Source organism: Devosia sp. 1635, assembly GCF_013185955.1.
Taxonomy (GTDB): domain Bacteria; phylum Pseudomonadota; class Alphaproteobacteria; order Rhizobiales; family Devosiaceae; genus Devosia.
The window spans coordinates 455,868-480,354 of record NZ_JABAOM010000003.1; the positions used below are offsets into that span (position 1 = coordinate 455,868).

The 24,487-nt window shown below is 63.8% G+C and carries 19 protein-coding genes; 14 read left to right on the forward strand and 5 right to left on the reverse strand.

Annotation, left to right across the window (positions count from 1 at the left end):
• Nucleotides 1-81 precede the first annotated feature (81 nt).
• The 9 genes from xylB to HRU92_RS14560 all read left to right on the forward strand — a co-directional run bounded on the left by xylB (nt 82) and on the right by HRU92_RS14560 (nt 14,548).
• Nucleotides 82-1,548 carry a xylulokinase gene (gene xylB, locus HRU92_RS14520; RefSeq protein WP_173088412.1) on the forward strand — a complete coding sequence of 489 codons (1,467 nt, stop codon included), beginning with the start codon at nt 82-84 and terminating at the stop codon, nt 1,546-1,548.
• The gene (gene xylA, locus HRU92_RS14525; RefSeq protein ID WP_172121730.1) at nt 1,545-2,852 is read left to right on the forward strand and encodes a xylose isomerase; all 1,308 of its coding nucleotides are present in this window, start codon (nt 1,545-1,547) and stop codon (nt 2,850-2,852) included. Before xylB ends, xylA begins: the two co-directional genes overlap by 4 nt.
• A 276-nt stretch (nt 2,853-3,128) precedes the next feature.
• Nucleotides 3,129-4,742: a glycoside hydrolase family 43 protein gene (locus HRU92_RS14530; RefSeq protein WP_173088414.1), complete on the forward strand. Its 1,614-nt coding sequence runs from the start codon at nt 3,129-3,131 to the stop codon at nt 4,740-4,742.
• Nucleotides 4,743-4,925: 183 nt separating this feature from the next.
• On the forward strand, nt 4,926-5,741 hold the full coding sequence (locus HRU92_RS14535) for a DUF2189 domain-containing protein (protein ID WP_172121732.1): 816 nt from the start codon (nt 4,926-4,928) through the stop codon (nt 5,739-5,741).
• A 104-nt stretch (nt 5,742-5,845) separates the two neighbouring features.
• Nucleotides 5,846-8,557, forward strand: coding sequence for a DNA mismatch repair protein MutS (mutS, locus tag HRU92_RS14540; RefSeq protein WP_248307148.1), 2,712 nt, complete (start codon nt 5,846-5,848; stop codon nt 8,555-8,557).
• Nucleotides 8,538-11,336: a [protein-PII] uridylyltransferase gene (locus tag HRU92_RS14545; protein WP_172121733.1), complete on the forward strand. Its 2,799-nt coding sequence runs from the start codon at nt 8,538-8,540 to the stop codon at nt 11,334-11,336. The genes mutS and HRU92_RS14545 overlap by 20 nt, the downstream gene beginning before the upstream one ends.
• Nucleotides 11,337-11,360: 24 nt before the next feature.
• Nucleotides 11,361-12,950, forward strand: coding sequence for a murein biosynthesis integral membrane protein MurJ (gene murJ, locus HRU92_RS14550; protein WP_173088417.1), 1,590 nt, complete (start codon nt 11,361-11,363; stop codon nt 12,948-12,950).
• Between the two features lie 78 nt (nt 12,951-13,028).
• On the forward strand, nt 13,029-14,063 hold the full coding sequence (gene trpS / locus HRU92_RS14555; protein WP_172121735.1) for a tryptophan--tRNA ligase: 1,035 nt from the start codon (nt 13,029-13,031) through the stop codon (nt 14,061-14,063).
• Between the two features lie 11 nt (nt 14,064-14,074).
• On the forward strand, nt 14,075-14,548 hold the full coding sequence (locus HRU92_RS14560) for a universal stress protein (protein ID WP_173088419.1): 474 nt from the start codon (nt 14,075-14,077) through the stop codon (nt 14,546-14,548).
• 411 nt (nt 14,549-14,959) lie between these two features.
• Here the strand turns inward: HRU92_RS14560 and HRU92_RS14565 are convergent, their stop codons facing one another.
• Nucleotides 14,960-15,259, reverse strand: a complete 300-nt coding sequence (locus HRU92_RS14565) for a DUF3817 domain-containing protein (protein WP_172121737.1) — start codon at nt 15,257-15,259, stop codon at nt 14,960-14,962.
• Between the two features lie 126 nt (nt 15,260-15,385).
• Between HRU92_RS14565 and HRU92_RS14570 the strand changes: the two genes are divergently transcribed.
• Complete coding sequence (locus tag HRU92_RS14570) at nt 15,386-15,955, forward strand: NifU family protein (protein ID WP_172121738.1); 570 nt, start codon at nt 15,386-15,388, stop codon at nt 15,953-15,955.
• A gap of 49 nt (nt 15,956-16,004) precedes the next feature.
• Here the strand turns inward: HRU92_RS14570 and HRU92_RS14575 are convergent, their stop codons facing one another.
• The 4 genes from HRU92_RS14575 to miaB all read right to left on the reverse strand — a co-directional run bounded on the left by HRU92_RS14575 (nt 16,005) and on the right by miaB (nt 20,211).
• Nucleotides 16,005-17,039 carry a hemolysin family protein gene (locus tag HRU92_RS14575; RefSeq protein WP_248307149.1) on the reverse strand — a complete coding sequence of 345 codons (1,035 nt, stop codon included), beginning with the start codon at nt 17,037-17,039 and terminating at the stop codon, nt 16,005-16,007.
• A 60-nt stretch (nt 17,040-17,099) separates the two neighbouring features.
• Nucleotides 17,100-17,546 carry an rRNA maturation RNase YbeY gene (gene ybeY, locus HRU92_RS14580; protein WP_349236658.1) on the reverse strand — a complete coding sequence of 149 codons (447 nt, stop codon included), beginning with the start codon at nt 17,544-17,546 and terminating at the stop codon, nt 17,100-17,102.
• Nucleotides 17,547-17,569: 23 nt separating this feature from the next.
• Nucleotides 17,570-18,601 carry a PhoH family protein gene (locus tag HRU92_RS14585; RefSeq protein ID WP_248307150.1) on the reverse strand — a complete coding sequence of 344 codons (1,032 nt, stop codon included), beginning with the start codon at nt 18,599-18,601 and terminating at the stop codon, nt 17,570-17,572.
• A 170-nt stretch (nt 18,602-18,771) separates the two neighbouring features.
• Nucleotides 18,772-20,211 (reverse strand): tRNA (N6-isopentenyl adenosine(37)-C2)-methylthiotransferase MiaB, encoded by a 1,440-nt coding sequence (gene miaB, locus HRU92_RS14590; protein WP_172121740.1) that lies wholly within the window; start codon nt 20,209-20,211, stop codon nt 18,772-18,774.
• Between the two features lie 101 nt (nt 20,212-20,312).
• Between miaB and HRU92_RS14595 the strand changes: the two genes are divergently transcribed.
• The 4 genes from HRU92_RS14595 to HRU92_RS14610 all read left to right on the forward strand — a co-directional run bounded on the left by HRU92_RS14595 (nt 20,313) and on the right by HRU92_RS14610 (nt 24,439).
• Nucleotides 20,313-20,501 carry a hypothetical protein gene (locus HRU92_RS14595; RefSeq protein WP_127755023.1) on the forward strand — a complete coding sequence of 63 codons (189 nt, stop codon included), beginning with the start codon at nt 20,313-20,315 and terminating at the stop codon, nt 20,499-20,501.
• A gap of 180 nt (nt 20,502-20,681) precedes the next feature.
• On the forward strand, nt 20,682-20,978 hold the full coding sequence (gene rpsO / locus HRU92_RS14600) for a 30S ribosomal protein S15 (RefSeq protein ID WP_349236728.1): 297 nt from the start codon (nt 20,682-20,684) through the stop codon (nt 20,976-20,978).
• A 467-nt stretch (nt 20,979-21,445) separates the two neighbouring features.
• Nucleotides 21,446-23,572: a polyribonucleotide nucleotidyltransferase gene (gene pnp / locus HRU92_RS14605; protein ID WP_173088421.1), complete on the forward strand. Its 2,127-nt coding sequence runs from the start codon at nt 21,446-21,448 to the stop codon at nt 23,570-23,572.
• Between the two features lie 240 nt (nt 23,573-23,812).
• On the forward strand, nt 23,813-24,439 hold the full coding sequence (locus tag HRU92_RS14610; RefSeq protein WP_248307193.1) for a L,D-transpeptidase: 627 nt from the start codon (nt 23,813-23,815) through the stop codon (nt 24,437-24,439).
• The last annotated feature ends 48 nt before the right edge of the window (nt 24,440-24,487 follow it).

Genomic DNA, 24,487 nt, shown 5'->3' on the forward strand with positions numbered 1-24,487 from the left:
TCCAAAATTCGGCATCGCCCTAACGGGCAGGGGAGGGACTTTCGTGTTTTCACGCTTGCCAAATTGTGAGGTACGTTCCTCATGACCAACTTCCTTGGCATTGATATCGGCACCTCCGGCGTCAAGGTGATGCTGATCGATGCGGCCGGCCGTCCCATCGGCGATGCCACCGCGCCCTCGCCCGAGCCGACCCGTCCCCATCCCGGCTGGTCCGAACAGAACCCCGCCGATTGGTGGGCGGCAACGCAGGCCGCCCTCGATCAACTGAGCCAAAGCCACGGGAGCGAGCTCGCCGCCGTGCGCGGCATTGGCCTCTCCGGTCACATGCATGGCGCAACGCTGCTGGGGGAAGACGATGTGGTCCTGCGCCCCTGCATCTTGTGGAATGACGGGCGCTCGGCCGCCGAATGCGCCGAAATGGAAGCCGCACTCCCCACCCTGCGCGGCATCGCCGGCAATATCGCCATGCCCGGTTTCACCGCCCCCAAGATCGCCTGGGTGCGCAAGCATGAGCCCGAGATTTACCAGCGCATCCGCAAGGTGCTGCTCCCCAAGGCCTATGTGCGCCTCTTGCTGACCGGCGACTATATCGAGGACATGAGCGATGCCTCGGGCACGCTATGGCTCAATGTCGGCCGGCGCGACTGGTCCGACGAGCTCCTCGCCGTCACCGGCCTTGATCGCTCCCACATGCCGCGCCTCGTTGAAGGCTCCGCCCCCTCGGCCACCCTCAAGCGCGAGCTCGCCGCCCGCTGGGGCATGTCGGGCGACGTGGTGGTAGCCGGCGGCGCTGGCGACAATGCCGCCGCGGCTTGCGGCATCGGCGCCATCCGCCCGGGCGAGGGCTTTGTCTCGCTCGGCACCTCGGGCGTGCTCTTTGTCTCCAACGACAAGTTCCGCCCCAACACCTCGGGCGCCGTGCATGCCTTTTGCCATGCCGTTCCCGACACCTGGCACCAGATGGGCGTGATCCTGTCGGCCACCGACTCCCTCAATTGGCTTGGCCACATCACCGGCCAAAAGCCGGCCGCGCTCGCTGGCGCTGCCGAAGCGGCTTTCACCGGTCCCGGCGAGGAGATTTTCCTGCCTTATCTCTCGGGCGAACGCACGCCCCACAACAATGCCGGTGCCCGCGGCTCCTTTGTTGGCCTCTCCCACCGCTCCGATCCCGCCCGGCTCGCCCAGGCGGTGATGGAAGGGGTCAGCTTTGCCGTGCGCGATTGCCAACGCGTCCTTGAGGATGCCGGCACCCAGATCAACCGGCTGATCGCGGTGGGCGGCGGCAGCCGCTCCGCGCTCTGGCTCAAGCTGATCGCCACCAATCTCAACACCGAGATCGCCCTGCCTGAAGATGGCGATTTCGGCGGCGCGCTGGGCGCGGCTCGTCTCGGGCTCTGCGCGGCCACTGGCGCCAACCCCGCCGAGGTGATGACCATGCCCGCCATCAAGACCGTCATTGCACCCGATGCCCGTTTGTCGGCTGCCTATACCGAGCAATACCAGCGCTACCGCGCGCTTTATCCCGCCATCGAGGAGGCACGTACGTGACTGATTTTTTCAAGGGCATTTCGCCCGTCAAATATGAAGGCCCGTCGAGCACCAATCCGCTCGCCTATACCCATTACAACAAGGACGAGATGGTCGCCGGCAAGCGGATGGAGGACCATATCCGTCCCGCCATCGCTTATTGGCACACCTTTGCCTATGAAGGCGGCGACCCCTTTGGCGGGCGCACCTATGATCGCCCCTGGTTTGATCGCGGCATGGACGGCGCCCGGATGAAGGCCGATGTGGCGTTCGAGCTTTTCGAACTGCTCGACGCGCCCTTCTTTTGCTTTCACGATGCCGATATCGCGCCCGAAGGGGAAACCCTCGCCCAATCCAACCGCAATGTGCGCGCCATCGGCGAGATCTTTGCCCGCAAGATGGAAACGAGCCGCACCAAGCTGCTGTGGGGCACGGCCAACCTCTTCTCCAACCGCCGCTACATGGCGGGCGCCGCCACCAATCCCGATCCCGAGATCTTTGCCTATGCCGCCGGCCAGGTGAAGAACGTGCTCGAACTCACCCATGAACTGGGTGGCGCCAATTATGTGCTCTGGGGCGGCCGCGAGGGCTATGAAACCCTCCTCAACACCAAGATCGGCCAGGAACAGGACCAGATGGCCCGTTTCCTCCATCTCGTGATCGATCATGCCGACAAGATCGGCTTTACGGGCCAGATCCTGATCGAGCCCAAGCCGCAGGAGCCATCTAAGCACCAATACGACTTCGACGTCGCCACCGTTTACGGCTTCCTCAAGAAGTACGGTCTCGAAACCCGAGTGAAGTGCAACATCGAAGTCGGGCACGCTTTCCTTGCTAACCATTCCTTTGAGCACGAACTGGCGCTGGCCGCGTCGCTGGGCATGCTGGGTTCGGTCGATGCCAATCGCAACGATCTGCAGTCGGGCTGGGATACCGACCAGTTCCCCAATGACCCGCGCGAAATGACCCTGGCCTTCCTGCAGATCCTCAAGAATGGTGGCCTCGGGTCAGGCGGCTTCAACTTCGACGCCCGCGTGCGCCGTCAGTCGCTCGATCCCCAGGATCTGCTGATCGGCCATATCGGCGGGCTCGACGTCCTCGCCCGCGGCCTCAAGGCTGCCGCCGCCATCATCGCCGACGGCACCTATGACCAGGCTGTCGACCAGCGCTATGCCGGCTGGACCGAAGGCCTTGGCCAGGACATCCTTTCGGGCAAGCTGTCGCTTGCCGACCTCGCCCAGAAAGTGGAAACCGAGAACCTCAACCCCCAACCCGTCTCGGGCCGCCAGGAATATCTCGAAAACCTGATCAACCGCTTCATCTGACCTCTTAGTCACCAAACTTGGGTGCCGTCCCACCCCTCCCCCTTGAGGGGAGGGAAACGGGGGTGGGGGTTCAAACCTCTCCTCCACTTCGACTTCGCCGCTCGAGCGTCCCCGCTTCGGACAGTTCGAACCGCCCCGATCTCTCCTCCGCCACCCCGCCCCCTTGAGGGGAGGGGCCGGGGGAGGGGGTCCCTCAGTGACCCCGCCAACCATCCCGGTTCTCTGCTCCATAGAGGACCCAAGGCACCGCCACCGCTGCGCTCGCGCGAGGAACCCATGCCCACCATCACCAATCCCATTCTGCCCGGCTTTAATCCCGATCCCTCGATCTGCCGCGTCGGCGAGGATTATTACATCGCCACCTCCACCTTCGAGTGGTTCCCGGGCGTGCAGATCCACCATTCCCGCGACCTCGCCAACTGGGACCTGGTCTGCCGCCCGCTCACCCGCAAAACCCAGCTCGACATGCGCGGCGATCCCGACAGCTGCGGCGTCTGGGCCCCCGACATTTCCTATGCCGATGGCCTCTTCTGGCTCGTCTATACCGACGTCAAGCGCAAGGACGGCTCCTTCAAGGACGCCCATAACTACATCGTCACCGCCCCCTCGATCGAGGGGCCCTGGTCGGACCCGATCTACATCAACTCCTCGGGCTTCGATCCCTCGCTGTTCCACGACGATGACGGGCGCAAGTGGTTCGTCAACATGCTCTGGGACCACCGCACCCGCCCGCTCAAATTCGCCGGCATTGCGCTCCAGGAATTCGATCCCGCCTCCGGCAAGCTCATCGGCCCGGTCACCAATATCTACCAGGGCACCGACCTCAAGCTCGTCGAGGGCCCCCATCTTTATAAGCGCAACGGCTGGTACTACCTGCTGACCGCCGAGGGCGGCACCGCCTATGAGCATGCCTGCACCTTTGCCCGTTCGCGCACCATCGATGGGCAATACGAAACCCACCCGGACAAGCATATCCTCACCTCCAAGGACGCGCCCTTTGCCGCCATCCAGCGCGCCGGCCATGGCGATCTCGTCGAAACCCCCGAGGGCAAGACCTATCTCGTCCATCTCGGCGGCCGCCCCACCACCCAGAACCGCCGCTGCGTTCTGGGCCGCGAAACCTCCATCCAGGAAGCCTATTGGGGCGATGACGACTGGATTCACGTGAAACAGGGTCCCGTGCCCTCTCTCCATGTCGAGGTGCCCGGCACCCGCAACGACACCCCCTATTGGAGCGAGCAGCGCTACAGCTTTGCCGATGGCGAACTGCACCAGGACTTCCAGTGGCTGCGCACCCCCGAGCCCGAGCGCATCTTTGCGCTCGAGGATGGCAAGCTGCGCCTTTTCGGCCGCGAATCCATCGGCTCCTGGTTCGAGCAATCCCTCGTCGCCCGCCGCCAGACCCACTTCTCCTACGATGCCGAAACCACGCTCAGCTTCGATCCCGTCGACGAACGCACCATGGCGGGCCTCACCGCCTATTACAGCCGCTACAATTTCTTTTATCTCGCCGTCACCGCCCATTCCGATGGCCAGCGCGAGCTGCTCTTGATGAGCTCCGAAATGAGCTGGCCCGACGGCAATCTGCGCTTCCCCGCAGAACCCGTGCAGATCCCCCAGACCGGCAAGCTCAAGCTCGCCCTCTCCATTCGCGGGGCCGCGCTGCAGTTCTATTACGCCCTCGAAGGCGAAGCTATGCAGCCCATCGGGCCCGTGCTCGATGCCTCCATCCTTTCGGATGAATGCGGTGGCCACCAGGCCCATGGCTCCTTCACCGGCGCCTTTGTCGGCGTCGCTGCCCAGGATCTCAACGGCACCGCCCGCCCGGCCGATTTCGACTACTTCATCTATCGCCCCGAGCACCACGCCAGCGACCGCTACGAAATCTGACGCTCAACCACGAGGGGGCAGGGCAGGGCACTTCTCCCGCCCTGCCCCTTCACATCTTGCGGATGGGGGCGACAGCGCGTCGCACCTGTCCTATCCTCCCCTCGTTGCGGCTGCGGGTCCGCCCTGCGCATCACTGGCGTCGCTCAGCGGGCCATGTGGCCTCCATTGGAGGATAAACTCGCCATGGCCAATTTCCACATCGTTACCGGCGCGGGCACCAAGCTCGATATGCCGGTCATCCGCACCATTACCTTTGCCGATCTGGTCGCGGCCCTGCGCGCCGGGGCCGACGATTTCTGGGCCAAGCCCAGCCATTATCTCCTGCTCGCCGTGATCTACCCCATTGTCGGCGTCGTGCTCACCGTCTGGATGAGCGGCTTTCAAACCTGGCCGCTGCTTTATCCACTGATCGGCGGCTTTGCGCTGATCGGCCCCATTGCGGCGCTCCCCTTGTATGAAGTCAGCCGCCGGCGCGAACAGGGCGAGGATATTTCCTGGGGCGAGGCCATGAACGTGCTGCGCTCCCCCGCCATTGGCGCCATCGCCGTTATCGGCATCATGCTCTTTGTCCTTTTCACCCTCTGGCTCACCGCCGCCCAAGGCCTCTACGAAGCGCTGATCGGCTCCTCTCCCCCGCGCACCCTCAACGCCTTCCTCGCCCAAATCCTGGGCGAACCCGGCGGCCGCACGCTCCTTGTTGCCGGCACGCTGCTGGGCGCGGCCTTTGCCCTTGTGACCCTCTGCACCACGGTCATTGCCTTCCCACTGCTGCTGGATCGCGATGTGGGCGCCTATGTCGCCATCGAAACTTCGTTCCGCGCCGTGCTCCATAATCCCATTCCCATGCTGGCCTGGGGCATCATGGTCGGCGCTGGCCTCTTCCTCGGCTCGCTGCCGCTCTTTGTCGGGCTGGCGGTGGTGATCCCCATTTTCGGTCACGCCACGTGGCACCTCTATCGCAAGCTCGTGGACCCGGCCTCGCTCATCCGGGGCGCCTGAAAACCGGGCGCCAATCTTGCGGGCATATCCAAACTGCCGCAGTTGGCATTGCCCCGCCAATTCCGTAAGGTCCGCGCTTTCGAGCCCGGACCTTTGAGAGCTTGATGCACGGATCGCCCACTTCGCCCGCCCCAACCGGCCCAGCCCCGACGCTGACGCCGATGATGGCCCAGTTCTTCGAGATCAAGGCGAACCATCCCGGCTATCTGCTGTTTTATCGCATGGGCGATTTCTACGAGCTGTTCTTCGAGGACGCCGAAATCGCCAGCGCCGCCCTCGGCATCGTGCTGACCAAGCGCGGCAAGCATCTGGGGCAGGATATCGGCATGTGCGGCGTGCCCATCCATGCCGCCAATGATTATCTCAATAAGCTCATCAAGCTCGGGCACCGCGTCGCCATCTGCGAGCAGGTGGAAGATCCCGCCGAAGCCAAAAAGCGTGGCGCCAAATCGGTGGTGCGGCGCGAAGTCGTGCGCCTCATCACCGCCGGCACCCTCACCGAAGACGATCACCTCGACGCCCGCCGCTCCAATTTTCTCGCCGCGCTCGCCGCCGTCCGCCACGGCCAAACCGATTTCGCCCTCGCCTGGGCCGATATCTCGACCGGCGAAACCTTTACCCTCGAGCTGGCCGCCACCGAGCTCGCCGATGAACTTGCGCGCATCGATCCCGCCGAACTCCTCGTCAGCGCCCCGACGCGCCTGCTCCTCCGCGAGCAGCATCTTTGGGCCCCCGCCTGGGACAAGCTCACCCACGAAGCCGACGCGGCCGTTTTTGACAGCGAAGCCGGCACCGCCCGCATCCGCGCGGCCCTCGGTGGCGAGGGCTTTGACCCGACCGCCTTGTCCCGTCCGGCCCGCGCGGCGCTGGGCGCGCTGCTCGCCTATGCCGAGGATAGCCAGAAGGGCGCGGCGGTACCCCTCCGCGCGCCAGCCAGCGAAGCGCCCGGCAAGTTCATGGCCATCGACAGCGCCACCCGCGCTTCCCTTGAATTGCACCAGACCCAGCGCGGTGAGAGCCGCGGCTCGCTCCGCCACGCCATTGACCTCACCGTCACCGCCCCCGGCTCGCGCCTCCTGGCCGCCCGCCTTGCCGCCCCGCTCAACGATGCCCGGGCCATCAACGAGCGCCTCGATGCGGTCGCGGCCCTGGCGCAAGACCCGACCCTGACCGCGCGCCTGCGCACCGAGCTTAAGGCCGTGCCCGATCTCGCCCGCGCCCTGACCCGTCTGGCGCTGGAACGCGGCGGCCCGCGTGATCTGGCTGCCATCGGCCGTGCCATCGCCGCCGCAGCCGCGCTCGGCGGGCAACTCGCGGGCGTCGAAGGCTCGACCACCCTCGCGCGGCTGCACGCCATCCTGTCCGGCGCTCCGCTCCATCTTGCCACCAGCCTGGGTAACGCCCTCGCCGATGAACTGCCGCTCCTCGCCCGCGATGGCGGCTTTGTGCGCGATGGCTATGAGCCCAAGCTCGATGCCGAGCGCCTCCTTGGCCGGGAAACCCGCGCCGTCGTCGCCGCGCTCCAGGCCGATCTCGTGGCGCAAACCGATATTCGGGCCCTCAAAATCCGGCACAACGGCATGCTGGGCTTTTTCGTTGAAGTCCCCGCCGCCCAAGGCGCCAAGCTCCTTGAAGAGCCGCTGCGCCAAAGCTTCATTCACCGCCAGACCATGGTCAACGCCATGCGGTTCACCACGGCCGAACTGGCCGAGCTCGAAGGCCGCATCGCCCGCGCCGGCGACGCCGCGCTCGAGCTCGAAACCGCGATCTTCGCGCGCCTCCGCACTGGCGTGCTCGACCACACACCAACCCTGCGCGCCCTCGCCGATGCGCTGGCCGAGCTTGATGTCACCGCCGCGCTCGCCCATCTCGCCGCCACCCGCAACTATGTGCGCCCCGAGATCGACACTTCCCTCGCCTTTGCCATCACCGCCGGCCGCCATCCGGTGGTCGAGGAAATGGTGCGCGCCGACGGCAAGTCTTTTGTCGCCAATGATGCCGATCTATCGGGTGACGAGGCGTCGGGCGGCGGGCATCTCTGGCTCGTCACCGGCCCCAATATGGGCGGTAAATCGACCTTCCTGCGCCAGAACGCCCTTCTTGCCATTCTCGCGCAAATGGGCAGTTTCGTACCCGCCGATCGCGCCCATATCGGAGTGGTCGATCGCCTGTTCTCGCGCGTCGGCGCTTCAGACGACATCGCCCATGGGCGCTCCACCTTCATGGTGGAAATGGTGGAAACCGCCGCGATCCTCAATCGCGCCACCCGCCGCTCCCTCGTCGTGCTCGATGAGATCGGCCGCGGCACCGCCACTTTCGATGGTCTGTCCATTGCCTGGGCAGCCGTTGAGGCGCTGCACGAAACCACCGGCTGCCGTGCGCTCTTTGCTACCCACTTCCATGAGCTGACCAGCCTCGCCAAGACCCTGACGCGCGTGTCCAATCACACCATGAAGGTGCGAGAATGGGAGGGCGAGGTCGTGTTCCTCCATGAAGTGGGGCAGGGGGCGGCCGACCGCTCCTATGGCATCCAGGTTGCCCGTCTCGCCGGCCTGCCCGAGCCGGTTCTGCGCCGTGCTCGCCAAGTCTTGACCGTGCTGGAGGAGCGCGCGGCGGGTGCGGCCCCTTCCGGCCGCGTCACCAGCGTGCTAGACGATCTACCGCTGTTTTCCCACCAGCCAGCGCCGGCGCCCGCCGTCGCCAACCCAGTTGATGAAAAGCTCGACGCTATCCGCCCCGATGAAATTACGCCTAAAGAGGCGCTCGAGCTGATCTACGAGTTGAAGAAAACCCGCGATGCCGCTCGCCGAAGTTGACGCCAAGCCGCGAAAGCCGCTGTTTGCGACCCGACCTGCCCAAGTCATCCTGGAAGAACTCGATGCTGCCATTGGCACCGAGCCACCCAAGAGTGCGGCGGCACGTGCGGCGGTCCTCGCCCATGTCAGGCAGTGCCTTGCCGAAGCGCGCCAGGGTGCCGAAGCCGAACTGATCGCCAGTGGCAAGGGCACGCGCTGCGCCCAGAATCTGTCGGCGGCGCAGGACGAGATCATCACCGCCGTCCACCTCTTTGCCACCCGCCGCGTTTATCCCGTCGATAATCCCTCCGGCGCTGAAGCCATTGCCCTCTCGGCCGTTGGCGGCTATGGCCGCGGCACCCTCGCCCCCGGCTCCGATATCGACCTGCTCTTCATCCTTCCCTATCGCCAGACCCCCTGGGGCGAACAGGTCACCGAATACATCCTTTATATGCTCTGGGATCTCGGCCAGAAGGTCGGCCACGCCGTACGCTCGGTGGATGAATGTATCCGCATGGCCCGCGCCGACATGACGGTGCGCACTGCCACCCTCGAGGCGCGCTTCCTCACCGGCGACAAGGCGCTCTTTGACAATCTCGTCCACCGCTTTGAAACCGAGATCGTGCCTCATACCGGGCCCGAATTCATTGCCGCCAAGATGGCCGAGCGCGACGAGCGCCACCGCATCATGGGCAATACGCGCTATGTCGTTGAACCCAATGTCAAGGATGGCAAGGGGGGCCTGCGCGACCTCAACACCCTCTTTTGGATCGGTAAATACTTCTACCAGGTCAAGACCTCGGCCGAACTCGTCGACAAGGGCGTGCTCGCCCCTTCCGAATACCGCCTGTTCCAGCGCGCCGAGGATTTTCTCTGGGCCGTGCGCTGTCACCTGCATTTCCTCACCGGCCGCGCCGAAGAAAAGCTGACCTTTGACGTGCAGCCCGAATTGGCCCAGCGCATGGGCTATGCCAAGCGCGCCGGCATGCTGGGCGTCGAGCGCTTCATGAAGCGCTATTTCCTCGTCGCCAAGGATGTGGGCGATCTCACCCGCATCTTCTGTGCTTCGCTCGAGTTCAATCACGCCAAGGACATGGACCTGGTGGGCCGCGTGCTCGCGCCCTTCCGCTCCGGCAAATCCAAGATCAAGGGCGAAACCGATTTCATCCTCGATACCGGCCGGCTCAATATCGCCCGCCCCGATGTCTTCACCAGGGATCCCGTCAACCTCATCAAGATGTTCCTCGTTGCCGGGCGCCAGCAGCTGCTGTTCCACCCCGATGCGATCAAGGAAATCACCCGCTCGCTGCATCTGATCAACAACAAGCTGCGCACCGATCCCAAGGCCAACAGCTATTTCCTGACCATCCTGACCTCGCCGCAATCGGTCGAGCGCATGCTGCGCCAGATGAACGAAAGCGGCGTGCTCGGGCGCTTCGTGCCCGAATTCGGCAAGATCGTCGCCCTGATGCAGTTCAACATGTACCACCACTATACGGTGGACGAGCATCTGATCCGCGCCGTCGGCGTCATGGCCGAGATCGCCAATGGCGGCCTGCGCCAGGAACTGCCCCTCACCCACGAACTGCTGCCCCAGCTCAACGACACCCGGCTGCTCTATGTCGCGCTGTTCCTCCACGACATTGCCAAGGGCGGCCAGGAAGACCATTCCGAGGCCGGCGCCCGCATCGCCCGCCGCCTGTGTCCGCGCTTCGGCCTCTCGCCCGCCGAAACCGACACCGTTGCCTGGCTGATCCAGTATCACCTCTTGATGAGCGAAGTGGCCCAGGCCCGCGACATCCAGGACCCCGAAACCGCCAAGGCCTTTGCCGATATCGTCCAGTCGCCCCAGCGCCTGGCCCTTTTGATGATCCTCACCGCCTGCGATATCCGCGCCGTCGGCCCCGGCGTCTGGACGGGATGGAAGGGCTCGCTGCTGCGCGCCCTTTATTACGCCACCGAACCGCTGCTCTCGGGCGGCCACTCCCAGGTTACCCAGTCCGCCCGAATCGCCGATGTCCGCGCCACCCTCACCGAGGCCCTCTCAAGCTGGCCCGCCGAGGAAGTAGCCGCCTATACCGCCCGCCACTATGACCATTACTGGCTGCGCGCCGAGCCCGAATTGCAGATCGAGCACGCCCGCATGATCCGCCAGGCCGACCAGAACGGGGACGCCTTTGCCGGCTCCATCCGCGTCAAGGCTTTCGAGGGCATCACCGAAGTCAGCTTCTACACCCCCGACCATCCGCGCCTCCTCTCGCTGATCGCCGGCGCCTGCACCATGCAGGATGCGTCCATCATCGGCGCGCAGATCTTTTCCACCCGCGACGGCCGCGCCATCGACACCTTCCGCCTGCGCCGCACCTTCACCAATGACGAAGACGAAAAGGTGCGCGCCACCCGCATCATTGATACCGTCAAGCAATTGCTGCAGGGCCGCCGCACCATCCTCATCGATCTCGGCAAGGAATCGCGCCACAACCGGCGCCTCAAACCCTTCGCGCTCCCGGCCGAAGTGATGGTCTCCAACTCCCTGTCGGAAAAATTCACCGTCATCGAGGTTTCGGGCCTTGATCGCATGGGTCTGCTCCATGCCCTGACACGTGAGATCTCCGATCTCAACCTCTCCATCGGCTCGGCCCATATCGGCACCTATGGCGAAAAGGCCGTCGACGTTTTCTATGTCACCGATCTCACCGGCGGCAAGATTTCGAGCAAGCCCCGGCAGCGCCGCATCCGCGATGCGCTCCTTGCCGTCTTCCACCCCCGCGCCGCCGAAGCCAAGGTGGCCAATGGCTGAGGCCTTCCCCCGGCGCGCGCGCCCATGAGCCTATACCGCAATTTCCTGTCCGTGGGCGGGCTCACCCTCGTGTCGCGCGTGGCCGGCTTTGCCCGCGATGCGCTGATGGCGGCGGTGCTCGGCATCAGCCCCGTCGCCGATGCCTTCAACGCCGCCTTCCGCTTTCCCAACCTGTTCCGGCGCCTCTTTGCCGAAGGCGCCTTCAACACCGCCTTTGTGCCCATGTTCTCGACCGCGCTCGAGCAGCAGGGCCACGACGCGGCCAAGGAACTCGCCTCGCGCATCATGAGCTGGCTCGTCGCCGCCATCGCGGTGGTGACCATCTTGGCCGAGATCTTCATGCCCCAGATCATGGTCTGGTTCGTGCCCGGCTTTGCCGATGATCCGCAAAAGCTCGAACTCACCGTCTTCCTCACCCGGGTGATGTTCCCGTACCTCGCCTGCATGTCGCTGATGTCGGCCTATGCGGCGATCCTCAATTCTCTGGGGCGGTATTTCGCCTCCGCCTTCGCGCCGGTCGTGCTCAACATCGTCAACATCGCCGCCCTTGTGCCGCTGGCCTTCCTCAACCTGCCCGATCAGGCCGATACCGCCTTCTGGATCGCCATCGCCACCATGCTCGGCGGCATTGCCCAGCTGGCGCTGGTCTATGGCGCCATTCGTCGCGCTGGCTTTGTGCCCCGCCTGCGCCTGCCGCGCTTTGACCCCGATGTGCGCCGCTTCTGGGTCCTCGCCATTCCCGCGATCCTTGCCGGCGGCATCACCCAGATCAACATCTTCGTTGGCACCATCATCGCCTCGACCAGCGACAACGTCATTTCGATCCTCGCCTATGCCGATCGCCTCTACCAATTGCCCCTCGGCATTGTCGGCATCGCCATCGGCACCGTGCTCCTGCCCGAGCTCTCCCGCCATATCGGCGCCGGCCGCGAGGCCGAAGCCCGCGCCAGCCAAAGCCAGTCGCTGCTCCTGGCGATGCTGCTCTCGCTCCCCGCCGCCGTGGCCCTCGCCACCATTCCCGTCCCCATCATCCGCGTCCTCTTCGAGCGCGGTCAGTTTGGCCCCGAGGACACCCTGCTGACGGCTCAGGCCTTGGTCGGCTACGCCGTGGGGCTCCCTGCCTTTGTTTTGGTGCGCGTGCTCCAGCCCGGCTTCTTTTCACGCCAGGATACCCGCACCCCCACCGTCTTTGCCGGCGTCTCGGTTGCGGCCAATATTGCCATTTCCCTCTGGCTGTTCCCGACCCTCCAGCATCTGGGCATTGCGCTCGCCACCTCCGCTTCCGCCTGGCTCAATGTCCTCCTCCTTGCCGTTTTCCTGCGCCGTCGCGGCCATTTCCGCATGAGCCTCTCTGAATGGCGGCGCCTCGCCACCATTCTCCTCGTCGCCATGGTCATGGGGGCGGTGCTCTATCTCCTTGCCGCGCGCGCTGCGGCGATTTTTGCCCCCGGCCAGTCCATCCTGCTGCAGGTGGTGGCGCTCGGTGCCATTTGCCTTTTTGGCGCGCTGACCTATTTCACCCTGGCCCATTTCAGCGGTGCCCAGTCGCTGGGCGGCCTCGTGTCGCGCCTGCGCCGTCGCCGGCCCAAAAGCCAAACTCCTGCCGGCTCTTGACCAACTCCAAGGTTCCATACCGGGCATTTGCCCTATAATGCTTCCCCTCTGATCCCATTCCGTTCGACCAGGCGTTCCATGACCTTCACCCCGCGCATCTTTTCGGGCATCAAGCCTTCGGGCGATCTGCATCTGGGCAATTACCTCGGCGCCATCCGCCAGTTCGTGCCGCTGCAGGACACCCACGAGACCATCTATTGCGTGGTCGACATGCACGCGATCACGGTCTGGCAGGAGCCCGAGGATCTCAAGCGCCGCACCTATGAGATCGCCGCCGCCTATATCGCCGCCGGGCTCGATCCCAAGCGCTCCATCATCTTCAACCAGTCCCAGGTGATGGAACATGCTGAACTGAGCTGGATCTTCAACTGCGTGGCTCGCATGGGCTGGATGGCCCGCATGACCCAGTTCAAGGACAAGGCCGGCGAAAACAGCGAAAACGTCTCGCTCGGCCTCTTTGCCTATCCCTCGCTGATGGCCGCCGATATCCTCCTTTACAAGAGCACCGCCGTGCCGGTGGGCGAGGACCAGCGCCAGCACCTCGAGCTGACGCGCGACATTGCGAAAAAATTCAACCACGATTTCCGCAAGCAAATCGCCGAGCTGGGTTTCGAGGAAGACTTCTTCCCCATCACCGAAACCCTCGCCACCGGTCCCGCCATGCGCGTCAAGTCGCTGAAAGACGGCTCCAAGAAAATGAGCAAGTCCGAGTCGACGTCCGACCTCGCCACCATCTACCTGCTCGATGATGCCGATGTGGTGGCCAAAAAGATCAAGCGCGCCACCACCGATCCCGAACCCCTGCCCAGCGAAGCGGCTGGGCTCGAAAGCCGCCCCGAGGCGGAAAACCTCGTTGGCATCTATGCCGCGCTCTCCAATCAAAGCGTCGATGCGGTGCTGGCCGAATATGGCGGCAAAGGCTGGGGGGTATTCAAGCCCGCCCTCGCCGATCTGGCCGTCAGCGTGCTCTCGCCCATCGCCAACGAAATGCAGCGCCTCGTCGCCGATCGCGGCGAAATGGACCGCATCCTGCGCGATGGCGCCGATCGTGCCCGCGCCATTGCCGCGCCGGTGATGGCCGATGTGCGCCAGATCGTCGGCTTTATCCGCTAACGGAGGCCCGCATGGTTCCCGCCAACGAATACAAGCGTAAATTTCTCGTCGTCATCGATGAAACCGAGGAATGCGACCGCGCCCTTCTTTTTGCCGCCTATCGCGTCAAGCGCACCGGCGGCGCCGTCGTGCTGATGAGCGTGGTCGAGCCGCCCGAATTCATCGGCCTTGGCGTCGAGGAAGTGCTGCGCGTAGAGGCCGTGGAACAAGCCGAGCGCAATCTCGACACCCGCCTCGCGCGCCTGCGCTCCATCGGCGACATCAAGGTGGAATCGGTGATCCGCGAAGGCAGCGGCCCCGAACAGATCGAGCGCGTGATCGACAAGGACAAGGGCGTCGCCATCCTCGTCCTTGCCGCCTCCACCTCCCCCGAAGGCCCCGGCCCCCTGGTCCTCCACTTCGCCAACCGCGCCAACGCCCTCCCCATCCCCCTCACCATCGTCCCCGGCCACATGACCGACGAAGAAATCATCGCCATCTGCTAATTTTTGTGACCGGCGGGCGAACGCACGCGACGCCAGCCTCACGGCACCTGCCCACCCTCCCCCGTGCGGGGAGGGCCGGGGAGGGGGTCCATCAGTTCTGGCGCAAGTCGGCAATCTACGGCCAAGGCTAGCACCGAGCCATCCGCCCCATCGTCCCCTCCCCCTTGAGGGGAGGGCCAGGGTGGGGGTTCGAGCCTCTCCACAAACTGGGACTATGCGGGACCGCCCGAACCCTCACCCTCAATCCCACCCCTCAAGGGAGAGGGAGGCGCAACTCCCATGACCGGTGTCCACCCGATCTTTCCCTCGCAAAAGCGCTTATGCTCCTGCCCTCCCTCCCCCTTGAGGGGAGGGCCGGGGAGGGGGTCGATGGTCAAGCACCAAGCCAGCAGATCGCTCAGCCTCGCCCGTTCAGTCCCGCGCCGCCACGGCCATCTGCTTGCGCCGCAACAACCCATCATTAACAAACGTCCCGAGCGGCACAAAGGCCGCCAGTGCCGTGCGCACCCACTCCCCTGGCGTAAAACCCTTGCCCGGCAGGCACACCAGCATGGCCAGCAGATACAGCACAAACGCTGCCCCATGCGCGGCCCCGACGGGCGGCACGAGGCTGGGATTGCCCGAAACATACTTCATGGGCATGGCGATGCCGAACAGCGCCAGCGTGGTGATGCCCTCCAAGAGGGCTAGTCGTCGAAACCATTGGATCATGCCCGCGTTGTACCGCCCGCAGCGCATGGGAGCCACGCGGCGCGAGGTCGCGTAAAGCCTCTTGCACCGCGCCGCGAAAAGACTATTTTAGAAGCGTTCTAAACACGTCCACGGCAAGGAAGCGCCATGTTCATCCAGACCGAAGCCACGCCCAATCCGGCGACCCTCAAGTTCCTGCCGGGGCGCGATGTGCTGGTGGGCGAGCCGCGCGATTTCCGCAATCCCGATGCTGCCGCAGCGTCCCCGCTGGCGACGGGCCTGTTTGCCATTTCCGGCGTGACTGGCGTGTTCCTGGGCTCCGATTTCATCTCGGTCACCAAGGACGACACCAACTGGGCCCATATCAAGCCCGCCATTCTGGGCGTGATCATGGATCATTTCCTTTCCGGCAAGCCGGTGCTGGCGCCCGAAGGCGAGGGCGCTTCCGACTTTGCCGATGATGGCGCCGAGTTCTTCGAGGCCGAAGACAGCGAAACCGTCGAGGTGATCAAGGAGCTGCTTTCCACCCGCGTGCGTCCCGCCGTGGCGATGGATGGTGGCGACATCATCTTCAAGGGCTACAAGGAAGGCACCGTGTTCCTGCACATGCAGGGCGCCTGCTCGGGTTGCCCTTCCTCGACCGCGACCCTCAAGAACGGCATCGAAAACCTGCTGCGCCATTTCGTGCCCGGCGTCGAAGCCGTCCAGCAGGTCTAGGCTATCCTTCACTGACAAAAAAAGCCCGGAGCGATCCGGGCTTTTTTCATCAGGAGGCGGCTTTTTCGCCTTCGCTGCGCTGATCGGTGATCGCCAGCGGCTCTTCGGGAGCGCCACCCTCGGGCACCCGGCGAATGCGCAAGCGCTTGATACGGCGGCTATCGGCAGCCAGCACCTCGAACTCGAACCCCTTCAGTCCGCCGACCTTTTCGCCACGCTTCGGCACGTGTCCGGCCAGGTCGAACACCAGCCCGCCCACCGTATCGACTTCCTCGGCATAAGTGCCGGGATCGAAATCGGGCCCGAGCAGCGCCTGCACATCGGCCAACTCCGCCCGGGCATTGGCGATATAGGTGTCTTCGCCCACTTTGCGGATGAGGGCAGCGGTGAATTCGTCGTGCTCGTCCTCGATCTCGCCGACAACCGCTTCGAGCAGGTCCTCGATGGTGACGAGCCCATCCGTGCCGCCATATTCGTCGATGACGATGGCCATGTGGACGCGGCTGGCGCGCATGGATTGCAAGAGGTCCCCGACCGGCATGAAGGTGGGCACGAACATCGCCGTGCGCACGAGATCGAGCTTGCCGATCTTGGAGCGCAGCGCCGGCGACACCAGCTTGACCGGCACGTCCTTTTCGGGATCGTTGACGCTGTCTGTAATGCGCCGCAGCGCGTCCTTGACGTGAATGAAGCCGAGGATGTTGTCGAGCCCGTCCTCGTAGACAGGCAGGCGGGAATGGCCCACATCGCGGAACTTGGCCAGGAGCGTGCCCAGATTGACATCGGCCTCGATGGCCTGGATGTCCGAGCGCTCCACCATCACATCGCCCACCGTCACATTGCCCAGCTTGAGCACGTTCTGCAGGATCGTCCGCTCGCTTTCGGAAAAGTCGCCGGTTTCGGCGCTTCCCGGCTCGTCCAGCGCCTCCTGCAGGTCTTCGCGCAGGGACGCCGTGCCGCGCACCAGCATGGAGCGGATGCGGTTCAGGATCGAAAGCCCCCGGGCGGCTACCGGCGCGGGGGCGGGGGAAGAAGGAGGCTCGGCATTTTCGGGTCGGTGGCCCAAACTGTCACTGTCGGTCATTGTTTCATGCCGCAAACGGCGGCTCTTCTGCTGTGGGAAGGGGTGTGGGCCCTGCGGGCGCTAATCGGCATAGGGGTCCTCGACCCCCAGACTTGCCAATATCTGCGTTTCGAGCCCCTCCATTTGAAGGGCCTCGTCTTCAACAATATGATCATAACCCAGGATGTGGAGAAATCCATGCACCACCAGATGGGTAAAGTGATCGGTAAAACTCTTGCCCAACTCTTCGGCTTCGCGCGTGAGGGTCTCGTGGGCGAGCGTAATATCGCCAAGGATCCCGACCACCGGGCCAAAGGGCTCGATCTGGGGAAAGCTCAGCACATTGGTGGAGCTGTCCTTGCCACGCCATTGCGCATTGAGTTCGCGCTGTTCGGCATCGTCGGTCAGAAGGATCGAGATTTCGGCAGCGCCCGCGATACGTGCTTTGCTATGGGCAAGCGCGGCCAGCACCGCCCGCTCCGCGAGCGGGTCGAGATCTTCGGGCCAGGCGTCGCTGTTGCGGATCACCGCGATCTCGAGTGGGGAAGCGCTCAGCGGGCCACCCCTTCGGCAAGCTTTTCCTGCGCCTTGCGGGTCGTGTCGGCCTCATAGGCCCGCACGATCCGCCCGACCAGGGCATGGCGCACCACATCCTTGTCGCCAAAGCGCGAGACATGGACGCCCTCGATCCCGTCGAGCAACCCCACGGCCTCAACCAGCCCCGACTTTTCGCCCCGCGGCAGGTCGACCTGCGTCGGATCGCCCGTCACGATCATCTTGGAATTTTCACCCAAACGGGTCAAAAACATCTTCATCTGCATCGAGGTGGTGTTCTGCGCCTCATCGAGGATCACCACCGCATTGGCCAGCGTGCGCCCGCGCATAAAGGCGAGCGGGGCCACTTCGATGATCCCCGAAGTGATGCAGCGCTCGACATTTTCGCTCTTCATCATGTCGTAGAGCGCGTCATAAAGCGGGCGCAGATAGGGATCGACCTTTTCCTTCATGTCGCCGGGCAAAAAGCCCAGCCGCTCGCCCGCTTCCACCGCCGGGCGCGACAGGATAATGCGGTTGATATCCCCGCGTTCGAGGAGCGAAGCGGCATGCGCGACCGCCAGATAGGTCTTGCCCGTGCCGGCCGGACCCACCCCGAACACGAGCTCGGCCCGATCCATGGCGCGCATATAGGCGTCCTGCGCCGGGGTGCGCGCCAAAATGGTGGATTTGCGTGTGGCGATCTGGGCCATGCGCACCTTGCCCTTGCGCTCGAGCGTCGGGAGGGTGAGCTGGCTGTCCTCGGTTTCGATCATGCGGATGACCCCATCCACGTCGGAAATCCCGAGCGCGCGCCCTTCCTCGAGCGAGGCATAAAGCGATTCCAGCACGCGCCGCGCCTGGTCTACGGCCGCTGCAGCGCCCTTGAGCAGCACATGATTGCCGCGCGGCGCCGCCGCCACTTTGAGCCTTTGCTCGATCAGCGCCAGGTTCTGGTCGAAATCACCATAAAGCTGCGCCGCCAGGCGATTGTCTTCAAATGCGAGTTCGAGTTGGGATGCCAGTGCGTTGTCTGCGGTGGGTGCCAAATGCCTGCTCAAAAAAACTGGGGCTCCTCAAGGGAACGGAACACTGGCGCTGCCAGCAAGGGTTAAACGAGGCTAGGACGATTTTGTCCCCGCGTCAGCAGTAATATTGTGACGCCCAGGCCCGCGCGCAAGCCGCTCCTTCGCGCAAGCGCAGCTATGCGCCCGCCGGCTTAACCCACGTTCATGACCAGCGTCTCGCTGCGCCCAAACTGCGGCATCTGCGTAGGAACCGCCAGCCGCCCCACCAGCGAATTGGTCGAAGTGCCCACGATTTCCACCTGGTGGATGGCCCCGATCAGCGCGGTGCTCCCTTCCAGATGTACGGCCTGCAGATAAGGCGAGCGCCCGCCGACCTGGCCCGGCATCCGCCCGACCCGCTCGATCAGCACCGGCAGCGTCTTGCCCACGCAAGTATGGTGGAATGCCGTCGTCTGGGCATTCACCAGCTCCTGCAGCCGATAAAGCCGCTCGGTCTTGACCTCTTCGGGCACCTGGTCGGGCAGATTGGCGCCGGGCGTACCCGGTCGCGTCGAATATTTGAACGAATAAGCCGAGGCGTAGCCCACCGCCCGGATGATCGCGAGCGTGTCCTCGAAATCGGCCTCAGTTTCCCCGGGAAAGCCGACGATGAAATCACCCGACAGCGCCATGTCCGGGCGCGCCAGCTTGATCCGCTCGATCAGGGCCAAATACTCCGCCGCCGTATGGCGCCGGTTCATCGCCTTCAAAATCCGGTCCGACCCGGACTGCACCGGCAGGTGCAGATAAGGCATCAGGATGGGCAGGTCGCGATGGGCGGCGAGCAGCGCCTCGTCCATATCGCGCGGGTGGCTCGTCGTGTAGCGCAGCCGCTCCAGCCCGTCGATTTCTGCCAGCAGATAAGCCAGATCCCCCAGCCCTACTACCCGGCCGTCATCGGCCAAGCCGTGATAGGCATTGACGTTTTGCCCGAGGAGGGTGATCTCGCGCACCCCCGCTTCGACGAGCCCCCGCGCTTCGGCCAGCACCTGGCGCACCGGCCGGCTGACCTCGGCGCCGCGGGTATAAGGCACGACGCAAAACGAGCAGAACTTGTCGCAGCCTTCCTGCACCGTCAAAAAAGCCGTAAGCCCGCGCTTGATCGTCACTTCGCGCTTCGGCGCGGGCAGGTGGTCGAACTTGTCTTCTTCGGGGAACTCGGTGTCGACGATGGTGCGCCGCAGCGAGGGGTGCACGGCGCGCCGCGCTTGCGCTTCGGCCAGCATCTGGGGCAGCTTGTGATAGGCCTGCGGGCCCACCACCATATCCACTACGGGCGCGCGGCGGGCGATTTCCTCGCCTTCGGCCTGCGCCACGCAACCGGCCACCCCGATCATCAGGTCGGCGCCATCGGCGCGCCGCTCGGCCTGCAATTCCTTGAGGCGCCCCAGCTCGGAAAACACCTTTTCGGCCGCCTTTTCGCGGATATGGCAGGTGTTGAGCAGCACGAGATCGGCATTGCCGATCTCGGTTGTCGCCTCATAGCCGTGCGGCGCCAGCGCATCGGCCATGCGGTCGCTGTCATAAACGTTCATCTGGCAACCATAGGTCTTGATGAACAGCTTTTTGGTGTTGGCACGCGTCTGGGTCATGGCGCTCCTTTACCAGAGCCTGCCGCCAGACCCAAGCGCTCCCTGCAACTTCCGGCCCCCCGCGCCGTTTAACGTGAGCTAACTTTTTCAAGGAGGTCATCATGACCGATCCGACCACGCCAGGCGCAGCGGCACTCAAGGACGGCGAAAAGCCCGGCCCCAAGGATTCCCCGGTGCAGATCCGTCCAGCCGGCGGCGAGTCCCAGGCCGACAAACCCGAGGATTGGGATGAAGTGGATGAGGCCGTCGACGAAAGCTTCCCGGCCAGCGACCCCATCGCCAAGTACTGAGCGCCTGCACGACCCGGTTGATGGCCGCTGCACCCCTGGTGTGGCGGCTATCGCCTGTTTGGTAATCCAATAAAATCTGGCTTTCCGCGCTCCAATGCAGTATAGGGCAGGGCAACTGGCGGGCTTTGCCCCGTCAGTTTATTCGGCCCCGCCTGGACGACATCCCGGCCGGGGCGACCCATCCTCCCAATTGAAAGGATATGCCCGATGTCGATTACTCCTGAGCGCAAGACCGCCCTGATCCAGGAATATGCGACCAAGCCAAACGATACCGGTTCGCCGGAAGTGCAGGTCGCCATTCTGTCCGAGCGCATTGCCAACTTGACCGAGCACTTCAAGGGTCACGCCAAGGACAACCATTCCCGCCGCGGCCTGCTCAAGCTGGTTTCGACCCGTCGCAGCCTTCTGGACTATGTCAAGAAGATCGACGAGGATCGCTACAAGACCTTGATCGAACGTCTCGGCCTTCGTCGCTAAGCGACGTCAGATGATTTGCGGATGCGGGACCCGGTTCCGCATCTGTCGCCGGCGCCTTGAGATTGCGTCAGGGCGAGCCGAAAGTTCGGTTTTCGAGAACCGGAGCGGAGCGTACATCGGTACCTCAGCACCGGAACCGCAAAAACGGACTTGCAGGCCGCCCTCACGCGAAGATCAAGGGGTCGGAAGCGTAGACCGGCGTTCGCCGGAGCATGGCAGGATTATTGGCCGCTCCCCGCCTCACGCACTGCAAAATCATTTCCTTGGTTTTGAATCCGTGAGGCGCCCCACCATTCGGGGAGCGTCTTGTTGTCTTGCCCATGTTTCAGCCCGCCGAACCGAAACAGTGTCTGGTTTTGAGCCGGCGCGGCACATGGGGTGCGGCGCTCGGTGCGGACACACTCGATGACTTCGCGGTCGCTATGCGCCGCGCTCCGGGTCATTGGGCAGAGATGAAAGACAAACACATGTTTGATCACCACAAGGTAGAGCTCAACTGGGGCGGCCAGCCCCTCACCCTCGAGACCGGCAAGATTGCGCGCCAGGCCGATGGTGCCGTTCTCGCCACCCTGGGCGAAACCGTGCTTCTGGCCACCGTCGTCAGCGCCAAGTCCCCCAAGCCGGGCATCGACTTCTTCCCGCTGACCGTCAACTACCAGGAAAAATACTTTGCCGCCGGCAAGATCCCCGGTGGCTATTTCAAGCGCGAAGGTCGCCCGACCGAAGCTGAAACGCTGACTTCGCGCCTGATCGATCGCCCCATCCGTCCCCTGTTCCCCGATGGGTACAAGAACGAAACCCAGGTGATCGTTACCGTTCTCCAGCACGACATGGAAAACAATCCTGACGTTCTGGCCATGGTTGCCGCTTCCGCCGCCCTCACCATTTCGGGCGTGCCCTTCATGGGCCCGATCGGCGCTGCGCGCGTTGGTTACGTTAATGGCGAATACGTCCTCAACCTGCCGGTTGACCGTCGCGCCGACTCCAAGCTCGATCTCGTCATGGCGGGCACTGCGGATGCCGTGCTGATGGTTGAATCGGAAGCCAAGGAACTCAGCGAAGAAGTCATGCTGGGCGCCGTGATGTTCGGCCACGCCGAATCGCGCAAGGTCATCGACGCCATCATCAAGCTGGCCGAGCTGGCCGCCAAGGACGCCCGCGATTTCGAGCCCGAGGATTTCTCGGCCATCGAAACCGAAATGCTCGGCGTGATCGAAGCCGATCTGCGCGCTGCCTACAAGATCACCAAGAAGGAAGATCGCTACGACGCGGTCGACAAGGTCAAGGCAACGGCCAAGGCGCATTTTGCTGCCCGCGTTGATGCCGGCGAGATCTCGGCCGAAGATGTTGGCGCCGTGTTCAAGTCGCTCCAGGCCAAGGTTGTGCGCTGGAACGTGCTCGACACCGGCTACCGCATCGACGGCCGCGATCTGCAGACCGTTCGTCCCATTGTTTCGGAAGTTGGCGTTCTGCCCCGCACCCATGGTTCGGCGCTGTTTACCCGCGGCGAAACCCAGGCGCTGGTGGTTGCCACCCTCGGCACCGGTGAAGACGAGCAATATATCGACTCGCTTGAAGGCACCCAGAAGCAGAACTTCCTGCTGCACTACAACTTCCCTCCATATTCGGTGGGTGAAGCTGGCCGCATGGGTTCCCCAGGGCGTCGCGAAATCGGCCATGGCAAGCTCGCTTGGCGCGCGATCAACCCGATCCGTCCTTCGGTTGAAGAGTTCCCTTATACGATCCGCGTCGTGTCCGAGATCACCGAGTCCAACGGCTCCTCCTCGATGGCCACCGTTTGCGGCACTTCGCTGGCGCTGATGGATGCTGGCGTGCCGCTGGCCCGTCCCGTGGCCGGCATTGCCATGGGCCTGATCCTCGAAGGCGAGAAGTTTGCTGTGCTCAGCGACATTCTCGGTGACGAAGATCACCTGGGCGACATGGATTTCAAGGTGGCGGGTACCGAAGAAGGCATCACCTCGCTCCAGATGGACATCAAGATCGCCGGCATCACCGAGGAGATCATGAAGATCGCCCTCGAACAGGCCAAGGGCGGTCGTATCCACATCCTGGGCGAAATGGCCAAGGCGATCACCGCTTCGCGCAGCGAAGTGGGCGAATTCGCTCCGCGCATCGAAACCATGAAGATCCCGACCGAAAAGATCCGTGAAGTGATCGGCACCGGCGGCAAGGTGATCCGTGAGATCGTCGAAAAGACCGGCGCCAAGATCAACATCGATGATGACGGCACCATCAAGATTTCGTCCTCGGACGGCGCTCAGATCGAAGCGGCGATCAAGTGGATCCGCTCGATCACCGACGAAGCCGAAGTTGGTGCCATTTATCAGGGCACGGTCGTGAAGACTGCTGACTTTGGTGCCTTCGTGAACTTCTTCGGCGCCAAGGATGGCCTCGTGCACATCTCGCAGTTGGCCGAGGCTCGCGTTGCCAAGACCACCGACGTGGTCAAGGAAGGCGACAAGGTCTGGGTCAAGCTCCTGGGCTTTGACGAGCGCGGCAAGGTCCGCCTCTCCATGAAGGTTGTCGATCAGGCAACCGGCAAGGAAGTCGAAAAGAGCGAGCCGGCCGAATAAGCCGAAAAACATCTCCCAAGGGGGCTCGGTATCAAACCGGGCCCCTTTGCCTTAGTTGCGCCTTTGCAACACCACATTTCACATCTCTGCGAGGCAACCCACGCGTTAACGTAGCGTTGGCGTAGTGATGCTTTCCTGCACTCGACAATGGCTGTCACGGGGCTTAGGTCATTGTTGAATCACCATTTTTTCGTTCAGCCGCTCCACCAGGGAACTACTGTGCTCAACCGCCGCCTGTTTATGATTGGACTACCCCTCGCCCTGGCTGCCTGTACCACGTCGCGTCGTGCGCCGACGATGTCAGAGCCGACCATTGATCCGTTCTACGTGTCCATGTACGGACCCGTGCTCGATGAACCTCATCCCGTCGCCGCCATGGACCTGCGCCGTGTCGACCCCAAGTGGTGGCGCCAGGAAGTGGAATATGTCACCGACGAGCGCCCGGGCACCATCATCGTCGATACCCCCAACCGCTTCCTCTACCTTGTGCAGGAAAACGGCCGCGCCATGCGTTACGGCATTGGTGTGGGCAAGGACGAAGCTCTTGAGTTCCGCGGCAATGCCACGGTCGGTCGCAAGGCTGCCTGGCCCCGTTGGACCCCGACCCGGTCCATGATCAATCGCGAACCCGAGCGCTATGGCCAGTATGCCGGCGGTCTTGAAGGCGGCCCGACCAACCCGCTTGGTCCGCGCGCGCTCTACCTCTACAAGAACGGGCAGGACACCCTGTTCCGCCTGCACGGCACGACCGAGCCCTACACCATCGGCACCAATGTCTCCTCTGGCTGCATTCGCCTGATGAACCAGGACATCATCGACCTGTATTCGCGCGTTCCCACCGGCACTCGCGTGGTCGTTTACAACTAAACGGATTGGGTCATTGCCGCGGCAGCGGGGCTCCTTTTTTCGGATCCC

Excerpts from the sequence above, each read along its gene's own strand:
- HRU92_RS14565 (WP_172121737.1), bottom strand. The coding sequence starts at position 15,259 with ATGATCCAATGGTTTCGACGACTAGCCCTCTTGGAGGGCATCACCACG.
- miaB (WP_172121740.1), bottom strand. The coding sequence starts at position 20,211 with ATGACCCAGACGCGTGCCAACACCAAAAAGCTGTTCATCAAGACCTAT.
- HRU92_RS14530 (WP_173088414.1), top strand. The coding sequence starts at position 3,129 with ATGCCCACCATCACCAATCCCATTCTGCCCGGCTTTAATCCCGATCCC.
- mutS (WP_248307148.1), top strand. The coding sequence starts at position 5,846 with ATGCACGGATCGCCCACTTCGCCCGCCCCAACCGGCCCAGCCCCGACG.
- pnp (WP_173088421.1), top strand. The coding sequence starts at position 21,446 with ATGTTTGATCACCACAAGGTAGAGCTCAACTGGGGCGGCCAGCCCCTC.
- HRU92_RS14570 (WP_172121738.1), top strand. The coding sequence starts at position 15,386 with ATGTTCATCCAGACCGAAGCCACGCCCAATCCGGCGACCCTCAAGTTC.
- HRU92_RS14560 (WP_173088419.1), top strand. The coding sequence starts at position 14,075 with ATGGTTCCCGCCAACGAATACAAGCGTAAATTTCTCGTCGTCATCGAT.
- HRU92_RS14545 (WP_172121733.1), top strand. The coding sequence starts at position 8,538 with ATGCCGCTCGCCGAAGTTGACGCCAAGCCGCGAAAGCCGCTGTTTGCG.
- HRU92_RS14610 (WP_248307193.1), top strand. The coding sequence starts at position 23,813 with ATGATTGGACTACCCCTCGCCCTGGCTGCCTGTACCACGTCGCGTCGT.
- HRU92_RS14535 (WP_172121732.1), top strand. The coding sequence starts at position 4,926 with ATGGCCAATTTCCACATCGTTACCGGCGCGGGCACCAAGCTCGATATG.
- xylB (WP_173088412.1), top strand. The coding sequence starts at position 82 with ATGACCAACTTCCTTGGCATTGATATCGGCACCTCCGGCGTCAAGGTG.
- HRU92_RS14595 (WP_127755023.1), top strand. The coding sequence starts at position 20,313 with ATGACCGATCCGACCACGCCAGGCGCAGCGGCACTCAAGGACGGCGAA.
- murJ (WP_173088417.1), top strand. The coding sequence starts at position 11,361 with ATGAGCCTATACCGCAATTTCCTGTCCGTGGGCGGGCTCACCCTCGTG.
- trpS (WP_172121735.1), top strand. The coding sequence starts at position 13,029 with ATGACCTTCACCCCGCGCATCTTTTCGGGCATCAAGCCTTCGGGCGAT.
- HRU92_RS14575 (WP_248307149.1), bottom strand. The coding sequence starts at position 17,039 with ATGACCGACAGTGACAGTTTGGGCCACCGACCCGAAAATGCCGAGCCT.